Here is an 18,577-nt window from a genome sequence, read left to right as displayed (position 1 = left end):
TCCCTATCATACCAAAATTAGCGCTCCTTTCCAAGCCTTATCAAGTTACAAAGATTTTACAGTTATATTAGTCCTCGTTTTGCTCCTCTTTTAGACGCTCTGAATCGGCTGCCTCTGCCTCCTTCTGGGCCGTCTCTTGCTCTTTTTTTGCCTCCCCGCCTTCTTGCTCTTTCTCCGGGCGGGCAAGGGAAAAGCCAAAGTTATAAGAATGCCCATTGCGGAGCTGGCTGGTGATGTCCAGCTTATCTCCCTGACGGCTGTAACTGGCACTGCCTTGGTCAAATTCCAGCCGGCCTTCAGCATCTTTGACTGACTCCTTTGTCCATACCGCCATAGCATAAGCTACCGTCTTTTCCCGATTCAGCAGCTGCAGGCGCTGACCGGCGACCTGACGGTTGAGGTAAAACTGCAGCAGCATACTGAAAACAGCCGCCATAAAGACCGCATAAAGCAGCACACCGGCCTTAACCTTCCTCCTGAACACGATAAACAAGTTCCCTTTCTAAGCCTTTTTCAAAAATAAAATGAAAGCGGACAAACTCTCCTTCCTGAGCGATCTGAGCCGACTTAAGCCCATAAATCATAGGCTGGTAACCGCGGCCGCTTTTATCCGTCTTGCGAAAGTCATCGCTTCTGGACTTGCCCAGAGCCAAGTCTTTCCCATCCTGCCGGATATAGATTTTATCATTTTCAACCTTGTCAAACCGGCTGCGCGACAGTTCATTTTCCAGCTGCTCGGAAAATAAGAGCCACTCCTGCTGCTCATTGTTCTGCTGCTGGCGCAGTTCGGACGCTAACAGCTGCGTCATGGCCTGAAAGACCAGAAAGCCGCCGCTGAGGGCCAGGAGTGCCACCAAGGTTTCCAGCAGCGTAAAGGCCCGAATCTTAACGTTTCTGAACATTGAGCACCACCTCTCCCTCATGATAAACTGTCAGTTCCCGGTCTGTCTTGACTTGGCGGACCGTGATGCCGTTGGCACTGAGGGTGTCCTGCCCAGTCTGCAGAGCCATCTTAGCCAGACGCAAGATTTCCCCCTCCCGCAAAAGCCGGCTTTGCTCTTTGCGCGACTGGCGGATCTGTCCCAAAAGCAGGCTGACGATGGCAGCAAAGACAGCCATTGCCGTCAAGGCTTCCAAAAGGATGCTAGCGCTGATTTTCTGTCTTTTTAAACTTCCCATTGCCCATATAAAGCTGGTAAACAACTGTCCTCTCCTCCGTCTGAAAAATGATTTTGCTGAGCGATGAATTGCCGCCCGCCTGATCAAAGTGGATGGCCTGCTGCTCGTGCTCCTGAAGGGTTTGAGGAAAGACCAGCTCCTGATAGACATTCGAGACAGCCCTTTCTGATATTGTCAGAGACATCTTTTCATGTCCGGCTGCACTCAGCTGCTGCGTTTCCCGATACAGCTGCTCAAATTCCAGAAAAAAGAGCTGCTCCTGAACCTGCCGAAAGCCGGCCTGCACAGAACCCGACAGGCTCAGCAGAACCAGACTGACTGCAAAGAGCACCAAGAGGCTTTCCAGCAGGGTAAAAGCCTTAATTGGCAACTGTCTGAGTCTCACTGCTGTGCTTTCCATAATAAGCCTTATACGAGTCAGCCTGTTTCTGGCTGATGCTGCCGGCACTGACCAGCTTGCTCAGCGTTGCCTTATCATTGCTATTCTTCAGCTCATACAGCTCCGCCTGGCTCTCAACGACCTTGACAACAGCCGCATTTCCAGTGTCTGCAACCGCATCTTTCTGCTTGCTCAGATTGGGCACAAAGAGCAGCAGGAGCACGCTGATAACCAAGAGCACAATCAGCATTTCAATCAGCGTAAAAGCCTGAACGTTCAAAGTTTTGAATCTTTTCATAGGGATACCTCCATATTCTGATAGATGGGCAAGAGCATTGCCGCATAAAGTAAAACGATAACAAGGGCTACAAAGACGAAGACCAGAGGCTGAATCAGATTCATGGCCCGATTGATGCGCAGGAAAAACTCTTCCCAGGTCTTCTCGGCATAAACCTCCAATTCACTGCCCAGCTTGGATTTGACTTCGCCGTATTCAATCATCAGAGCCAATTCCTTTTTAAAGAAGGGATAGCTGCTGACCTTATCCGCATAAGCCTGTCCGGCCTCAAGAGCAGCAGTCATATCTTTGCCCACTTCCTGAAAAAGGCGGGACGGCTGCTCCTGCATAACGGCGAAAATCTGACTCAGCTCCAAGCCTTGGCCAATCATATTGCCCCATTCCCGGGCATAATAGGCTGTTAAATAAGCCCGAAGCAGACTGCCAGCAAAAGGCAGCCGGGCCAGCCGGCTGAAGAAAGCGATTGGAGCAGCCTTGCGGTAATAGACATAAGCTCCTGTCAGCAAAAGCAGCAGAAGCAGACTGCCGCCCAGAAAAAACTGCGGCAGCTGGCTGATAAACTGGGTCGCCAGATTTTGCCTGTCCAGCTGCGGCAGCAGATAATTGCGCAGTCCCAGCATGATTAAGACTAAAAAGCCCAGCAGCAGAAGGGGATAGGTCCCCACCTCAATCAGTTTTTTTCTGACCTTGGACAGATTGTCCAAGTAATGCCCGATTTTCCCCAGACTGAGAGTCAGGTTGCCATGCAGCTCTGATAGGGAAAGCTGCGTCACCACGCTGTCAGAAAAACCCAGACGGCTGACAATCTGCGAAAAGGACTGCCCGGCTGCCAAACCTGCCTGCATCTGGCGGACATAGGCCTCTTCCAACAGGGCGCTCCGCCTTAAGAAGTCAATTATTTCTGCTAAATGAAAGCCGCTGGAAAACAGATTGTAAAAAAGCTCTATCACTTTCTTCTGCTTAGGCGTAGACAATCTTTTCGGTCTGCCTCTGCTCAGCACTGATATGTCCCGCTGCAAAAAGCTGATCAATCTGCTGATTCCAGCGGTTTGCCTTATGTTCTTGATAGTTTTGATTGACAAAATCGACGACACCTCCTCCCCCGATTAAACGCTGATAACAGACTCCCTGCAGCACCATCCGCAGCTCATCCTCACTGACCCCCAATTCTAAGAGCCGCTCATAGACACCGCGGACGCTCTTGGCATGAATGGTTGAGAAAACAGTCGCTCCCGTCAGACTGGCCCTTACCACCGCCCGGGCTGTTTCCCGATCGCGGATTTCTCCGATAATCAAAAGGTCCGGCCGATGACGCAGCGACAGCTTGATCAGGTTATCATAGGTCATGCCGATCGTTTCATTGAGCTGCAGCTGCAGCATGGCTTCCTGCTTGATTTCGACCGGATCTTCAATGGACATGACCTGCTGATCGGAAAATCCAAGCCGGGCCAGATGATACATGAGAGTGGTCTTGCCGCTGCCCACAGGACCTGAAAAGAGATAGAGCCCGCGCGCCTGGATTTTCTCCCGCAGCTCCGGCAGGTTCTCAAACCAAAAGAGCAGTTCGCGATCCTCATCGTGCAGCAAGCGGATAACCAGGCTCTCATAGCCGCGATAATCTCCTACTGTCGACAGGCGAAGAGACACTGTCAGATCCCCGCAGTCATAATCACAGGAGCCCAGCTGACTGCGGCGCTTCTCGCCGACATTCATACCGGCTACAAATTTAAAATGACTGATTAGGGCAGAAAACTGCTCAAAATCATAGGCCTGAATAAAACGGCGCTCGTCACCGATACGCATATAAAGCTCATAACTGCGGCTCTTGGGAATGAGATAGAGGTCCTGCGCCCCTTCCTCTCTGGCCTGACGAATCATGCTTTTTGCAATTTCTTGAACCATAAATCCTCCTTACCTTACTATTCGCAAAAGAATCTCAAAAAAAGAAAAAGACCGAGAAAAATCTCAGTCTTAGTCTCTAGCTGTCGCTTTGGCCCTCTCTTTATTGCATCGTTTTTAATTTTACCTGACAGGTTCGGTGCTTTTCACTGCCGCTCTGCCGAATATAGCCAGGCCGGTATTTGCTTTTTGGAATCTGGCAGTCATTTTCCAGCAGGAAGAGCGAGTGATACTGCTGAATCTCCTCATTGCATTCCTCGCACCAGCGCCGGTCCTCAGGATTCCAGAAAATCGTCATCAAATCACTGCGGCTGTTATAAAGCGGCGACTGTTCAGCCATTTCCAGCCATCGCTGCTTGTAATGCTTGAGCGCTGCATAGTAATCCTCAAATTCTTTCTTTTCAACAATGTCCTCTTCCCAGCCAGTCAGAAACCACCAAGGTTCATAATCCCCATACATTTCAATTACACAATACATACTAGTCCTCTTTCTGTACCGTATATTATATTAAAAATCCTTTGATAGTTAAACTAATCTGCTCAGAGACCCTACAAAGCTGACTGATTTGCACAAAAAATTCTTCCGGCCGAAGTCAGAAGAACCTTCTATAATCACTGATATTCAGAGGCCGGGACAGACTCCCATGATGGCTGCGTCCTCACCCACAGAGGGATGTATCTTTGGGAAGATACTGTATAAGACTTCCATGATAGCGGCGTCCTCAGTCACAGAGGGATGTTTCTTTTGGAAGACACCCTATAAAAAGTCCCCAGCCGCCTCCAGTTCTATCATTTGAGTTGCAGAGGCAGCGGTTGGGAGAGATTCTATTGACTTTGGTCAACCAAAATCTCTCCTGCACAGTCCATCAAGCGCTTGAGCGTCAATGAATCCCTGCTAAGCAGCTTCTTATTCGTTGAACCATCAGCCCTTACAAACCGCTGCTTTGACAGCAAGCTTTGCCTGACTTTATTCACAGCTGCCCTGCCTCACTTTCGAATGGTTCGGCTCAGACTGAAAAGGTTCCCCAAAGCCTTTCACTCTACCGGGCTTAACGAAGGTTGGTTTTGACTTTCGAAAAGTACTCGTTATTGGGGTGAGAGGTCATTCTCAATAATGACCTTAATGGTCTGGTGGGCGGCCGCCTGCCCAAAGACCTCGTAGGCCTTGTCAATCTCACTGAGCTTGAAATAGTGGGTGACCAATTTCTCCGGCTCAATCTTGTGGCTTTCCAGGGCCTTGAGCAGCTGCGGAGTGGTATTGGTCGATACCAGACCGGTCGTCACATTAATGTTGCGGATCCAGAGTCTGTCCAAGTCAAACTCAACCGGACAGCCGTGAACACCGGCATTGGCAATGGTACCGTCCACGCCGATAATCTTTTGACAGAGGTCAAAGGTGGCAGGAATACCGACTGCTTCAATGGCTACATCTACACCGCGGCCTTCTGTCAATTCATAGATCTTCTCAACAGCCTTCTCTGGATCGGCAGAATTAACCTTGTGAGTAGCACCGAAAGACAGGGCCGTATCCAGACGATGGTCATCCAAGTCAACCATGATGAGCTTGGCTGGCGAGAAGAACTGGGCCGTCAAGAGAGCTGCCAGACCAACTGGCCCAGAACCAACAATAGCAACTGAACAGCCAGGTTCCACTTTCCCTTTCAGCACTCCGATTTCATAGCCAGTCGGCAGAATATCAGACAGCATGACCAAAGCTTCGTCAGACAGGCCTTCCGGTGTATGATAAAGGGTATTATCAGCATGGGGTACGCGCAGATACTCTGCCTGCATGCCATCAATCAAATGGCCAAAAATCCAGCCGCCCTCATCCTCGCAGTGGGCATAAATCCCCTTCTTGCAGTAGTAGCACTTGCCGCAGGCGCAGACACAGGAAATCAGGACCTTGTCACCCTTTTTAAAGTTGGTCACACCTTCACCCACTTCTTCGACAATCCCAATGCCTTCATGGCCCAGAATGGTGCCGCTCTTGACAGCCGGAACATCGCCTTTGATGATATGGAGATCCGTCCCACAGATGGTGGTCTTGACCAAACGGACAATGGCATCGGTCGGCTTGCGGACCAGCGGCTTATCCACATCCACAAATTGTGCAAGCCCCGGCTTGACATAAGTATAAGCTTTCATAGGCTATCCTTTCTTATATTATTATATATGAATTTACTGATTTTATTTTATCTTATTTCCGAAAGAATTGCAAACGCTTTCCCGATGCAGAAAACCGGAGCCTTTAGAATCTGAAAGACGAACAATGCAGACAAAAAAAGCAGGATAGAAGCCCAAATCGCTGATTTCGGTTTCCAGTCCCGCTTTCTTGTTCTTATAAAGTACCTAAAGCAACCATAGTTGTCATCGCTGCATCGTAGTAGTTGCCAGACGGCAGATCCTGTATGAAGAGATACTTATTCTGCTGTACCAGCTTACGGAAATCCCTGTCCTGATTAGCCGCATAAAATACCGGCGCACTGAAGCTGCCTGACTGATGCGAATTCAGGGGCTGGCCTTTGAGATTGTAGCCTGCATAGATAGAATCCTGCTCCATAAAGAACTGCATCATCTTGTCCAATAGGGCCTGACTCTTCTTATCCTTGCTCTGGGCCAGATTGTATGGCAGACGGCAGGCATTATAGGAATAAAAGCCGTCATTTTCTGACTCAACCGTATTGGCATCCGCCACCCGAACCTGATCGCCTTCTACCCACATGAAGTCCGGCAGAAGACCGGTATCGGTCTGTGCGCTGATTTTTTCCAGCTTGCCCAGCATATTGTCCTTAATGGTCAGCCACTGCTGATTGTTTGTCAACTCATAGAAAGCCTCAAACTGGTGAGGCAGAGTATCAGAAGTCCGCATCAGATTGTAAAATTCTGATTCAGCATTAGCCCAGTTCCCAACGGTCAAAACGCCATTGCTTTCATTATAATTGTAGCGGAGAATATCTTCCAACACTGCCTGAGCCTGAGCCTTGTATTCATCAGCCTTGTCCGGCCACTGCTTAGCAGCCTGAATCAGGGCATAGGCGATATACAGATCTCCGTCTGTCGCATTGTTTTCGTCTGCATGGCTGATTTCATCCCCCTTGACAGTCTGTTTCCAGGACATGAGCTGGGTATCGCCCAAGCGCTGAGCCAGATAGTATTGGTAGAGCTGTTCAAAATCCGCCTGGTCTGCATCCCCCTGCTTGGCCGCATCCACAGCAATGACCATTCCATAGCCCTGTCCTTCTGACAGAACGACATTTTCTGTCTGGCTGTTGGTCGTCTTGACATAAGCCTGATTGTTTTTTTCAACAACATAGGCGTTCTTCCATTGATGATAAACGCGGTCTTTCAGATAGGTTGTACTATTCATTCTGGTATAAAGGAGGATGGCCGCTAAGGCCGCAAGGATGGCTATAAACCAAATAAATCTTAATCTTGTTCTTTTCACAATGTCTCCTAACCTGCAAATCGTTTTGTTTTCACCCACTTCGTCTCTTTCCGTCTCAAAATCTTATCCAGCACAACGGAGCCAACTGCATCCAAGGATACGACAATAAAGAGCTGCGAATAAGTCAGATAAGATACGAGGGCCAGCCAGATCTGCTTGGGCGTTGCCTGACCAAACTGAGAGGCCAGAGCAATGTTGATCTGCAAGAGATACAGCAGAATCATCAGCAGCCAGTTAAAGAGCATCAGCTGGGCAATATAGATATTATCAGCATCAAAGGCAAAGGGAATGTTCACACTCGGGTGAAAGAGCTGAACAAGCATGGCCACTACATTGGCAAAGAAAACTAAGTCAGACAGCACAATGGCCAGATTGAACCAGAAGAAGGTACAGGAATAGTTAAAGACTTCCAGTTTGACCCGCCAGTTGCCGCGGCCAAAGAGGTGCTTGAAATTGGCCAGCACCACCTCGTAATTGCCCTTGGCCCAGCGCTTGCGCTGCATATAGTAGGATTTGAGAGTCTCAGGCTCCTGCTGAAAGGCTTCGGAATTGTAAGCCAGAGCAATCAGCTTGCCGCTCTGCATAATTTTAAAAGAAATTTCCGTATCTTCCGTCAGAGCGCCGTTTTTCCAGCCGCCGATACTCTTGACAAACTCCGTGTTGATCAAAAAGTTGGTTCCCGGAATCCGGCCAATCTTAAAGAGATGCCACATCCCCACATGGTAAACCCGCTGAGTAACCACAATCTCCTGATTGATACAGCGTGTCAGGAAGTTCTGATTGGCATTGCGGGTTTTATTGCGCCCAAAGGAAGCTACATGGCGTTCTGGATCTTCCAAAACCTTCTTGACCAGGAAGTAGAGAGCATTCTTTTCCGGCATGGCATCCGCATCATAGACACAGATGTAATCCCCCTTAGCCATTTTGAGGGCATCGTTGAGAACTCCGGCCTTACCGCCGGTACCCGTACGGTCTGTAATGGTAATGTCGCGGCCTGCATACTCAGGCAGTGCCTGCACCTTGAGCATTTCCTGATAGGTGTTGTCTGAGCAGTTATCCGCAAAGAGGAGCAGCTCCACTCTGTCATGCGGATATTCCAGATCCAGAATGGCCTTGGTGGTCTGGGCAATCACCACATCTTCATTGTGGGCCGGAACCACTACCGTTACCATCGGATAGTCTTCCAAAGGACCGGTGTCTACATCAAAATCACTGTGTTTCATCCAGAAATGAACTGCCGAAGCCAAAATGACCAAGGCCCAAGCCAGCGATATCCAGATAGAAAACAGGGTGATAATCATAACAATTTGACTAATCATGGTGCTTCACCGCCCTAAAGTTTTTATTGACCCGATTGTAAATAACCAAGTAAAAGATGAACAGAATCACAAAACTGAGTGCAAAAAAGAAACTCAGAGTCATGGAAATCGTAAAAAAGAAATCAGTTAAAGACATGGCATCCTCCTAATATTCAATGATAATATCCGTTTCCAGCTGCCGCTCTAAATTGCTCAAAGCGTCCTCAAAGCGATGGAAGCGATCAACATTGTCCGCATCAATCTCCAAATAGCCCGACTGGAACTGGATATGCGACCGGCTGGTCTTATTTTTGAAATGCATGGTAATCAAGTCAGCCTGCACCCGCTCTTGGAAATGGCTCCTGAGATTCTGTTCCGTCCTGCTTGTCAGAACCAGAAAATTTCCATTTGAAACATAGTAAAGCGTTTCGCCATCCTGAAAACTCCATTTGAGCAGTCGGTGGATCTGTTTCAGCATCCGCTTGTACTCATGGGTATTGATTTGGAAAAAGTGGCGATTGTGTGTCCAGTGAATCAGCAGAGCCTGAAAAGACTGCTGCTCCTGCAAATGGATCTTCTGAACCAGCTCATCATAATCTGCCGCCGCTTCCTCACTATCATCCTGAACCAAAGAAAAGCGCTCATGCAGATAGTGATTGACCCGGCTGGCCAGCCAAGCGCTGACAGAGAAAGTATAGAGCAGGAGAAAGATGTCATTGTCCGGCAGATAGGCCACATCAAAGATGAGGATAACCGTTGTAAAAACGATACCTAAAATCATGATCCAGCTAACCAACAGATCAGACAGGACAAAGACACTAAAAATCCCTAATAAAATCAAGGCTGCCACAACGTAAAATATACTTGTTGCAAAAAACCAACTGTAAACAAGGACTGCTGCCGCTGCCAATACCAACAGCAGCAAGGAGCCTTCCAGTGCTCTTTTTCTAAACATTTTCTACTCCAGTTTTAAATTCTTTCGGCCGCTCCGACCTTTGATCAAAATAATAAGCAATCGCCTGAGCAATCCGCTGCGAAGCCAGACCGTCCCCGTAAGGGTTGCTGGCCTGAGCCATCTGCTGGTAAAGTGCCTCATCATCCAGCAGCTGCTCCATTGCCTGACGGACTGCATCGCTTTCTGTTCCGACCAGCTTCAGAGTTCCTGCTGCCACTCCCTCCGGCCGCTCAGTCGTATCCCGCAGGACCAGTACCGGCTTGCCCAGAGAAGGCGCCTCTTCCTGAACACCGCCCGAGTCAGACATGATAAAGTAACTCTTGGCTGCAATATTATGAAAATCCAAGACATCCAGCGGATTAATGAGGTGAATTCGCTCATGGCCGCTCAGAATATCTTTGGCCGCTTCCTGAACGGCCGGACTCAGATGGACAGGGTAGATGATTTCCACATTCTCCCGTTCCTCTACGACCTGACGCAGGGTTGCAAAGACACGACGCATCGGCTGCCCCTGATTTTCCCTGCGGTGCATGGTGACCAGTATTATTTTAGAAGCCGGATTGACAGCCTGCAGCACCTCGTGCTGGTAGCCTTCCTTGACCGTCAGCTTGAGGGCATCAATAGCCGTATTGCCGGTAATAAAAATCTGATCCTCCGGATGATTTTCTTTCAGCAGATTTGCCTTGCTGTCTGCAGTCGGTGCAAAATAAAGGTCGGTCAGAGAATCCGTCATCTGGCGATTCAGCTCCTCTGGAAAAGGAGAGTACTTATTCCAGGTTCTGAGGCCGGCTTCCACATGCCCCACCCGTACCTGATTGTAGAAAGCTGCCAGACCGGCCGCAAAAGTCGTCGTCGTGTCACCGTGCACCAGCATGATGTCCGGCTTTTCTTCTTTTAAAATCCCGTCCAGCTTATTCAATATCTTGACAGTAATATCTGACAGGCTTTGGTTGGCCCCCATAATGTCTAAGTCATAATCCGGCACCAGACCAAACGTTTCCAATACCTGATCCAGCATCTGACGATGCTGCGCTGTCACTACCGTCTTTGTCTCAAACAAATGGTTCTGCTTTTTCAGTTCGATCACAAGCGGAGCCATCTTGATAGCCTCCGGCCGCGTACCAAATACGACCATTACTTTTGTTTTCTGCATTTTCCTCACCAAACAATCAAATAATTGTGATAACTTTTTACTAAAAAAAGTTTGTCCTTAAGCCACCAATATTTTACCATCAACTAATTTTATAATCAAAGCATTTCCAGCTTTTTCATACGTTCTTAATTTTGATTTACACGTTGGTAACTTATTTAAGATTAGTTTAATGTTCTTAACTTAACTGTAACTTAAAGTTTCTGAAATTTGCCTATTTTTTTGCAAATAATCAATAATAAACTACTGATTTTAGAGCAGCCAGCCCATGCTCTGCCTGCTTTCATTGTATTTTCCTTTTTTACATTTTTCATTTTTATTCACTATGAATATATAGAGTTATGTTAAATGATTGTTACGGCTCCTGTTCTCTGATGAGACGACACAGCCTAAAAAATAATACCTCCTACTTGTATTATAGGATAATATTTTGAGGTATGCAAGCATTTATAGGCTGCAAAAAAAGAAAAAACTCCCTCTCGAAAATTCGAGAGAGAGTCTTGTTCTTATTTCAGGATAAGAGTCTCATCTGCTTCTGCACCTTCAGACAAGGCAACGATTTCGTCAATGATTTCAACCTCGTTGACAGCCTGAGGCTCCAGATTGCGGTAGCGGGCCATGCCGGTACCGGCTGGGATGATTTTCCCAATGATAACATTTTCCTTGAGTCCGAGCAGATGGTCTTTCTTGCCGCGGATAGCTGCATCGGTCAGGACACGCGTTGTTTCCTGGAAGGAAGCCGCAGACAGGAAGCTGTTGGTCTCCAAGGAAGCCTTGGTGATTCCCATCAGGACCGGACGGGCTGTCGCAGGGACACCGCCAGAAATGACCACGTCGCGGTTCGCATCCGTAAAGTCGGTAATGTCCATCAGTGTTCCCATGAGCAGTCCGGTATCGCCTGGATCCATGACACGGACCTTGCGGATCATCTGACGGACCATCACCTCGATGTGCTTGTCGCCGATTTCTACCCCTTGGCTGCGGTAAACTTTCTGTACCTCAGCAAGGAGATAGGTCTCAACAGACAAGACATCACGAACCGCCAGCAAGTGCTTGGGCTGGATAGACCCTTCGGTCAGAGCAGCACCGCGGGAGACCTGGTCGCCTACCTCTACCTTCATGCGGGCTGTAAATGGCACCACATATTCTCCTTCACCAGTCGTGCCCTTGACATAGACCTTCTTGGTACGGGTTGATGCATCTTCTTCGATAGCGGTAACCTCACCCTTGACTTCCGTGATGACCGCCTCCCCTTTCGGATTGCGGGCTTCAAAGATTTCTTGGACACGAGGCAGACCTTGGGTGATATCGGTATTAGAGGCAACCCCGCCCGTGTGGAAGGTCCGCATGGTCAGCTGGGTACCCGGCTCCCCGATAGATTGGGCAGCGATGGTTCCGACTGCTTCACCGACTTCAACTGCATCACCGGTCGCCAGGTTGATACCGTAACAGTGACGGCAGACACCGTGGCGGGTGTTGCAGGTAAAGACGGAACGAATGGTGACCTCCGTCACGCCGGCAGCAACGATTTCGCGGGCTTTGTCTTCAGTAATCAGCTCATTGGCCCCGACAATCACCTGACCGGTTTCAGGATGCTTCACGGTCTTCTTGGTGTAACGGCCGTTCAGACGTTCTTCCAGCGACTCAATCATTTCCTTGCCTTCGGTGATAGAAGTGATGAGCAGGCCGCGGTCCGTACCGCAGTCGTCCTCACGGATAATCACATCCTGAGCCACATCCACCAGACGGCGGGTCAGGTAGCCCGAGTCAGCTGTCTTGAGGGCCGTATCGGTCATCCCTTTACGGGCTCCGTGGGTGGAGAAGAACATTTCCAGAACGGACAGACCTTCACGGAAGTTAGACAGGATTGGCAGTTCCATGATGCGGCCGTTTGGTGCCGCCATCAGACCGCGCATACCGGCCAGCTGGGAGAAGTTGGAGATGTTACCGCGGGCTCCGGAGTCCATCATCATAACGATTGGATTCTTCGGATCCTGATTAGCCACCAGACGTTTTTCCAGCTTCTCACGAGCCGCCCGCCATTCAGCTGTTACTGCATTGTAGCGTTCGTCGTCGGTAATCATACCGCGGCGGAACTGCTTGGTGATTTGATCCACACGCTTGTGGGACTCTTCGATGATTTCAGCCTTGTCTTCAACGACTGGAATATCCGCAATCCCCACTGTCAGACCGGCCAGAGTGGAATGATGATAGCCCAAGTCTTTGAGACGGTCCAGCAGGGCAGAAGTTTCTGTTGTGCGGAAACGCTTGAAGATTTCAGCGATGATATTCCCCAGATTTTTCTTCTTAAATGGAACATTGATCTCAAGCTTGCTGATAGCTTCCTTGATGTCCTGCCCCGGCTCCAAGAAGTATTGATCCGGTACGCCTTCTGTTAAGTTGGCATTATTTGGTTCCTGCAGATAAGGCAGCTCCTCCGGCATGATGGCGTTAAAGAGAATCTTCCCTACTGTTGTAATCAGAATCTTGTGTTTTTGTTTTTCCGTCCAAGGTTTGGCCAAACTGTCCGTTGCGATACCGACGCGGGTATGCAGGTGAACATAGCCATTGCGGAGTGCCATGACCGCTTCATCCCTACCCTTGAAAATCATGCCTTCGCCTTCGCGGCCGGCTTCTTCCATAGTCAGGTAGTAGTTCCCCAAGACCATGTCCTGAGACGGCGTAACAACTGGTTTTCCGTCTTTCGGGTTCAGGATGTGCTCAGCAGCCAGCATGAGGATGCGGGCTTCCGCCTGCGCTTCTTCGGACAAGGGCACGTGGATGGCCATTTGGTCCCCGTCAAAGTCGGCATTGTAGGCTTCACAGACCAGCGGATGCAGGCGCAGAGCCTTCCCGTCGATCAGGACCGGCTCAAAAGCCTGAATCCCCAGTCTGTGCAGGGTCGGTGCCCGGTTCAGCAGCACTGGGTGTTCCTTGATCACTTCTTCCAAAATATCCCAGATGCGCTCATCACCGCGTTCGACCAAGCGTTTGGCTGCTTTGACGTTCTGCACGATGTCACGGGCAACGATTTCCCGCATGACAAATGGTTTGAAGAGCTCAATCGCCATCTCACGCGGCACACCGCACTGGTACATTTTCAATGTTGGGCCAACGGCAATAACAGAACGGCCGGAGAAGTCAACCCGCTTACCGAGCAGGTTTTGACGGAAGCGGCCTTGCTTTCCTTTCAGCATGTGGCTGAGGGATTTGAGCGGCCGGCTGCCCGGTCCGGTAATCGGACGGCCGCGGCGGCCGTTGTCAATCAGCGCGTCAACGGCTTCCTGCAGCATCCGCTTTTCATTCTGCACGATAATCCCCGGAGCATTGAGTTCCAAGAGACGGGCCAGCCGGTTGTTGCGGTTGATGACCCGGCGGTAGAGGTCGTTAAGGTCAGAAGCCGCAAAGCGGCCGCCGTCCAGCTGAACCATCGGACGCAGATCCGGCGGAATAACCGGCAGGATATTGAGCACCATCCACTCGGGCTTGTTTCCGGACTTGTAAAAGGCATCCAGTACATCCAGACGGCGGACAGCCTTGACCCGCTTTTGGCCGGAAGCTGTTTTCAGCTCTTCCTTGAGAACTGCAATCTCCGCTTCCAGATCGACCTGCTTGAGCAGATCCTGAATGGCTTCTGCTCCCATCTTGGCTACGAATGAGCCCGGACCGTATTCGCGCAGGCGTTCACGGTATTCGCGCTCGGTCATAATAGACTTGTGCTCTAGCGGTGTATCCTTCGGATCAATCACCACATAAGCAGCGAAGTAAATGACCTCCTCCAAGGCACGGGGACTCATATCCAGCGTCAGCCCCATACGGCTGGGGATGCCTTTGAAATACCAAATATGAGAAACCGGTGCTTTGAGCTCGATGTGGCCCATGCGCTCACGGCGGACCTTGGCCCGCGTCACTTCCACACCACAGCGGTCACAGACAATCCCCTTGTAGCGGATGCGCTTGTACTTGCCGCAGGCACATTCCCAGTCCTTGGTCGGACCAAAAATAACTTCGTCAAAGAGACCTTCGCGTTCCGGTTTCAGGGTTCGGTAATTGATTGTTTCAGGTTTCTTCACTTCTCCATAAGACCATGAACGGACCTTATTGGGAGAAGCTAGGGTGATTTGCATACTTTTAAAACGATTTACATCAACCACTATTTTTACCTTTCTTCATTTTCTAGTCAGTGTGAATGATTATTCTTGTCCTTCTGCATCGAAGGCTTCTTTGGCTTCTTTGGCAGCCTTTTCACGCGCTTTTTCAAGGTCGTCTACATGGATGACATCGTCATCTTCCCCTTCATCCAGATCACGCAGCTCGACTTCATTGTCATCTTCATCAAGGACACGCATGTCCAGCCCCAGAGACTGCAGCTCTTTGACCAGGACGCGGAAGGATTCCGGCACACCTGGTTTTGGAATCGGCTTGCCTTTGGTGATAGCTTCATAGGCCTTGAGACGGCCGTTGACATCATCGGACTTGTAGGTTAGGATTTCCTGCAGGACATTCGAAGCACCATAGGCTTCCAGAGCCCACACTTCCATCTCCCCGAAACGCTGTCCGCCAAATTGGGCTTTCCCTCCCAGCGGCTGCTGGGTCACCATGGAGTAAGGACCGACAGAGCGGGCATGAAGCTTGTCGTCAACCATGTGGTGGAGCTTGATCATGTACATGACTCCGACTGATACGCGGTTGTCAAAGGGCTCACCTGTCCGGCCATCATAAAGAATGGTCTTGGCATCGCTGTCCATACCAGCTTCGCGGACGGTATCCCAGAGATCTTCTGAGCTAGCCCCGTCAAAGACCGGTGTCGCAATGTGAATGCCCAAGTTGCGGGCTGCCATACCAAGGTGGAGCTCCATAACCTGACCAATATTCATCCGGGACGGCACACCCAGCGGATTCAGCATGATGTCGACCGGCGTTCCGTCTGGCAGATAAGGCATGTCTTCCACAGGTACAATACGGGAAACGACACCCTTATTTCCGTGGCGGCCGGCCATCTTATCTCCGACCTTAATCTTCCGTTTCTGAGCGATGTAGACCCGGACCAGCATGTTGACACCAGACTGGAGTTCATCGCCGTTGGCGCGGGTAAAGATCTTGACATCACGCACCACGCCGTCCGCACCGTGCGGCACACGCAGAGAGGTGTCACGAACTTCACGAGACTTGTCACCGAAGATGGCATGAAGCAGACGCTCTTCAGCAGACAGATCTTTTTCTCCCTTCGGAGTGACCTTGCCGACCAGGATGTCGCCTTCTTTGACTTCCGCCCCGATGCGGATAATCCCCATTTCGTCCAGATTTTTCAGAGCGTCTTCCCCGACATTCGGGATTTCACGGGTAATCTCTTCAGGACCAAGCTTGGTATCGCGGGTTTCTGACTCATACTCCTCCAAATGAACAGAGGTGTAGACATCATCCTTGACCAGACGCTCGCTCATAATCACGGCATCCTCAAAGTTATACCCTTCCCAGGTCATGTAGGCAACGATTGGGTTTTGGCCCAGAGCCATTTCTCCATTTTCCATGGAAGGACCGTCAGCGATAAAGTCGCCTTTTTCAACGGCATCGCCGACTTTGACGAGTGTCCGCTGGTTATAAGCTGTACCAGAGTTGGAACGGCGGAATTTGGTGATTTGATAAACATCCAGTGAACCATCTTCGCGGCGGACTTCTACCTTATCCGCATCTGCATAGGTAACCTTACCATCATGCTGGGCAATGACTGCCGCACCGGAGTCATGGGCTGCTTGGTATTCCATACCTGTACCGACATAAGGCGCTTTCGGATCAATCAGAGGCACCGCCTGACGCTGCATGTTGGCACCCATGAGGGCCCGGTTGGAGTCGTCATTTTCCAAGAAAGGAATGCAGGCTGTCGCTACGGCAACTACCTGTTTCGGCGACACATCCATGAAGTCTACTTGATCTGATGGAAACTCTTGGTTATTCCCCTGATGGCGTCCCATGACAATCGCTTCTGCAAAGCCGCCCTCTTCATTCAGCTTAGAGTTGGCCTGAGCTACGATAAATTCATCTTCTTCATCAGCGGTCAGCCAAACGATTTCATTGGTCACCACGCCCGCTTCGCGGTCTACCCTGCGGTAAGGCGTTTGAATAAAGCCGTATTTGTTGAGATGGCCGTAAGAGGACAGGTTGTTGATCAAGCCGATATTTGGTCCTTCAGGTGTTTCAATCGGACACATACGGCCGTAGTGGGTATAGTGCACGTCCCGCACTTCATAGCCAGCGCGGTCCCGGGTCAGACCGCCAGGTCCCAAGGCAGACAGACGGCGCTTGTGAGACAGTTCAGACAGCGGATTGTGCTGATCCATGAACTGGGACAGCTGAGAAGAACCAAAGAATTCTTTAATAGCAGCTGTCACCGGACGGATGTTGATAATCTGCTGCGGTGTCAGCACTTCATTGTCCTGAACGCTCATCCGTTCGCGGACATTGCGCTCCATCCGAGACAGACCCAGACGGACTTGATTGGCCAAAAGCTCACCCACTGCACGAATCCGGCGGTTCCCCAAGTGGTCAATATCGTCCACACGGCCGATGCCTTCTGCCAAGTTGAGGAAGTAGCTCATCTCAGCCAGAATATCAGCCGGAGTCACTGTCCGCACCCGGTCAGATGGATTGGCATTGCCGATGATGGTCACCACACGGTCCGGATCAGTCGGGGCAATCACTTTGAACTTCTGCAGCTCTACCGGCTCAGTCAAAACAGCGGAATCATTTGGAATGTAGGTGATTTTATTGAGACCGCTGTCCAGCTGCTCTGCAATGCCGTCAATGACACTGCGGGTCATAACTGTACCAGCTTCCAGCAGGATTTCTCCCGTCTCTGCATCTACCAGAGGCTCCGCCAATGTCTGGTTGAGCAGGCGGTTCTTGACATTCAGTTTTTTGTTAATCTTGTAACGGCCGACTGCTGCCAAGTCATAGCGGTGCGGATCAAAGAAACGCGCCACCAGCAGAGAGCGAGAGCTTTCGGCCGTCTTAGGCTCACCTGGACGCAGGCGCTCATAGATTTCTTTCAGCGCTTCATCTGTACGGGAATCCATCGGATTTTTATGAATGTCTTTTTCGATGGTATTGCGGACCAAATCGCTGTCCCCAAAGATGTCAAAGATTTCATCATCTCCAGAGAAACCAAGCGCACGGACCAGGGTCGTAAACGGAATTTTCCGTGTCCGGTCAATACGGGTGTAGGCAATATCTTTGGAGTCTGTTTCCAGCTCCAGCCAAGCACCGCGGTTAGGGATAACGGTTGAACCATAGCCCACTTTGCCGTTCTTATCCACCTTGTCATTGAAATAGACCCCTGGAGAGCGCACCAGCTGAGATACGATAATCCGCTCACCGCCGTTGATGATGAAGGTCCCCATCTCGGTCATGATTGGGAAGTCGCCAAAAAAGACTTCCTGTGTCTTGATTTCCCCAGTTTCCTTGTTAATCAGACGGAAGGTTACAAAAATCGGCGCTGAATAGCTGGCATCGTGAATGCGGGCTTCTTCCAGCGTGTACTTAGGCTCACGAATTTCATAGCCGACAAATTCCAACTCCATGGTGTCGGTAAAGTTTGAGATAGGAAGCACATCCTCAAACACTTCTTTCAAGCCATGATCCAGAAAATCCTGAAATGAATCGGTCTGAATTTCAATCAAGTTTGGTAAATCAAGAACTTCCTTAATTCTTGAAAAACTACGACGGGTACGGTGTTTCCCGTATCGAACTTCATGTCCTGCCAAGTTTTTACTCCTTTGTGATTAAGATACGAGAGCGTTTAAAAATCGAAAGAAAAATAGGAAATCGATGAAGAGGCTGAGACAGACTCCCATGATGGCTGTGTCCTCGCTCGCAGAGGGATGGATCTTTGGGAAGATACCGTATAAAAAGTCCTTCAGTCTTGCTTTGTTTTGGTAAAAAACTCTTGACGCGGCAGCTGATTACTCAAAGCACTGT

16 protein-coding genes are annotated in these 18,577 nt (G+C 49.9%); all 16 read right to left on the bottom strand.

Annotated features, from left to right (window positions below; translation table 11 throughout):
* Positions 1 to 67: 67 nt before the first annotated feature.
* The 16 genes from comGG to rpoB all read right to left on the bottom strand — a co-directional run bounded on the left by comGG (position 68) and on the right by rpoB (position 18,363).
* Positions 68 to 484 carry a competence type IV pilus minor pilin ComGG gene (gene comGG / locus DHL47_RS03875; RefSeq protein WP_209550963.1) on the bottom strand — a complete coding sequence of 139 codons (417 nt, stop codon included), beginning with the start codon at positions 482 to 484 and terminating at the stop codon, positions 68 to 70.
* Positions 465 to 902, bottom strand: coding sequence for a competence type IV pilus minor pilin ComGF (gene comGF, locus DHL47_RS03870; RefSeq protein WP_128836783.1), 438 nt, complete (start codon positions 900 to 902; stop codon positions 465 to 467). The genes comGG and comGF overlap by 20 nt, the downstream gene beginning before the upstream one ends.
* Positions 886 to 1,179: a competence type IV pilus minor pilin ComGE gene (comGE, locus tag DHL47_RS03865; RefSeq protein WP_209550962.1), complete on the bottom strand. Its 294-nt coding sequence runs from the start codon at positions 1,177 to 1,179 to the stop codon at positions 886 to 888. The genes comGF and comGE overlap by 17 nt, the downstream gene beginning before the upstream one ends.
* A complete protein-coding gene (gene comGD, locus DHL47_RS03860) occupies positions 1,145 to 1,579 on the bottom strand; it encodes a competence type IV pilus minor pilin ComGD (protein ID WP_209550961.1) in 435 nt (144 codons plus the stop codon). Before comGD ends, comGE begins: the two co-directional genes overlap by 35 nt.
* Positions 1,539 to 1,856: a competence type IV pilus major pilin ComGC gene (gene comGC, locus DHL47_RS03855; RefSeq protein ID WP_128836785.1), complete on the bottom strand. Its 318-nt coding sequence runs from the start codon at positions 1,854 to 1,856 to the stop codon at positions 1,539 to 1,541. Before comGC ends, comGD begins: the two co-directional genes overlap by 41 nt.
* On the bottom strand, positions 1,853 to 2,887 hold the full coding sequence (gene comGB / locus DHL47_RS03850) for a competence type IV pilus assembly protein ComGB (RefSeq protein ID WP_275945993.1): 1,035 nt from the start codon (positions 2,885 to 2,887) through the stop codon (positions 1,853 to 1,855). The genes comGC and comGB overlap by 4 nt, the downstream gene beginning before the upstream one ends.
* Positions 2,817 to 3,758 carry a competence type IV pilus ATPase ComGA gene (gene comGA / locus DHL47_RS03845; RefSeq protein WP_209550960.1) on the bottom strand — a complete coding sequence of 314 codons (942 nt, stop codon included), beginning with the start codon at positions 3,756 to 3,758 and terminating at the stop codon, positions 2,817 to 2,819. The genes comGB and comGA overlap by 71 nt, the downstream gene beginning before the upstream one ends.
* Before the next feature lie 100 nt (positions 3,759 to 3,858).
* Positions 3,859 to 4,233 carry a DUF1033 family protein gene (locus DHL47_RS03840; protein ID WP_128836788.1) on the bottom strand — a complete coding sequence of 125 codons (375 nt, stop codon included), beginning with the start codon at positions 4,231 to 4,233 and terminating at the stop codon, positions 3,859 to 3,861.
* A gap of 608 nt (positions 4,234 to 4,841) precedes the next feature.
* A complete protein-coding gene (locus DHL47_RS03835) occupies positions 4,842 to 5,900 on the bottom strand; it encodes a zinc-dependent alcohol dehydrogenase family protein (RefSeq protein WP_209550959.1) in 1,059 nt (352 codons plus the stop codon).
* A 193-nt stretch (positions 5,901 to 6,093) separates the two neighbouring features.
* Entirely contained in the window at positions 6,094 to 7,200 is a 1,107-nt protein-coding gene (locus tag DHL47_RS03830; protein WP_209550958.1) for a family 8 glycosyl hydrolase, read from the bottom strand.
* 8 nt (positions 7,201 to 7,208) lie between these two features.
* Entirely contained in the window at positions 7,209 to 8,519 is a 1,311-nt protein-coding gene (locus DHL47_RS03825; protein WP_209550957.1) for a glycosyltransferase family 2 protein, read from the bottom strand.
* Entirely contained in the window at positions 8,512 to 8,655 is a 144-nt protein-coding gene (locus DHL47_RS03820) for a hypothetical protein (RefSeq protein WP_128836790.1), read from the bottom strand. Before DHL47_RS03820 ends, DHL47_RS03825 begins: the two co-directional genes overlap by 8 nt.
* A 9-nt stretch (positions 8,656 to 8,664) precedes the next feature.
* Positions 8,665 to 9,453, bottom strand: a complete 789-nt coding sequence (locus tag DHL47_RS03815) for a hypothetical protein (RefSeq protein WP_128836791.1) — start codon at positions 9,451 to 9,453, stop codon at positions 8,665 to 8,667.
* A complete protein-coding gene (gene wecB / locus DHL47_RS03810; RefSeq protein WP_209550956.1) occupies positions 9,446 to 10,606 on the bottom strand; it encodes a non-hydrolyzing UDP-N-acetylglucosamine 2-epimerase in 1,161 nt (386 codons plus the stop codon). The genes DHL47_RS03815 and wecB overlap by 8 nt, the downstream gene beginning before the upstream one ends.
* Positions 10,607 to 11,109: 503 nt before the next feature.
* A complete protein-coding gene (gene rpoC, locus DHL47_RS03805) occupies positions 11,110 to 14,757 on the bottom strand; it encodes a DNA-directed RNA polymerase subunit beta' (protein WP_209550955.1) in 3,648 nt (1,215 codons plus the stop codon).
* A 39-nt stretch (positions 14,758 to 14,796) separates the two neighbouring features.
* Complete coding sequence (rpoB, locus tag DHL47_RS03800) at positions 14,797 to 18,363, bottom strand: DNA-directed RNA polymerase subunit beta (protein WP_209550954.1); 3,567 nt, start codon at positions 18,361 to 18,363, stop codon at positions 14,797 to 14,799.
* Positions 18,364 to 18,577 lie beyond the last annotated feature (214 nt).

Origin of the sequence: Streptococcus panodentis, assembly GCF_017884005.1 — a bacterium.
GTDB classification, from domain to species: domain Bacteria; phylum Bacillota; class Bacilli; order Lactobacillales; family Streptococcaceae; genus Streptococcus; species Streptococcus panodentis.
This window is presented reverse-complemented; position numbering and strand designations above follow the sequence as displayed.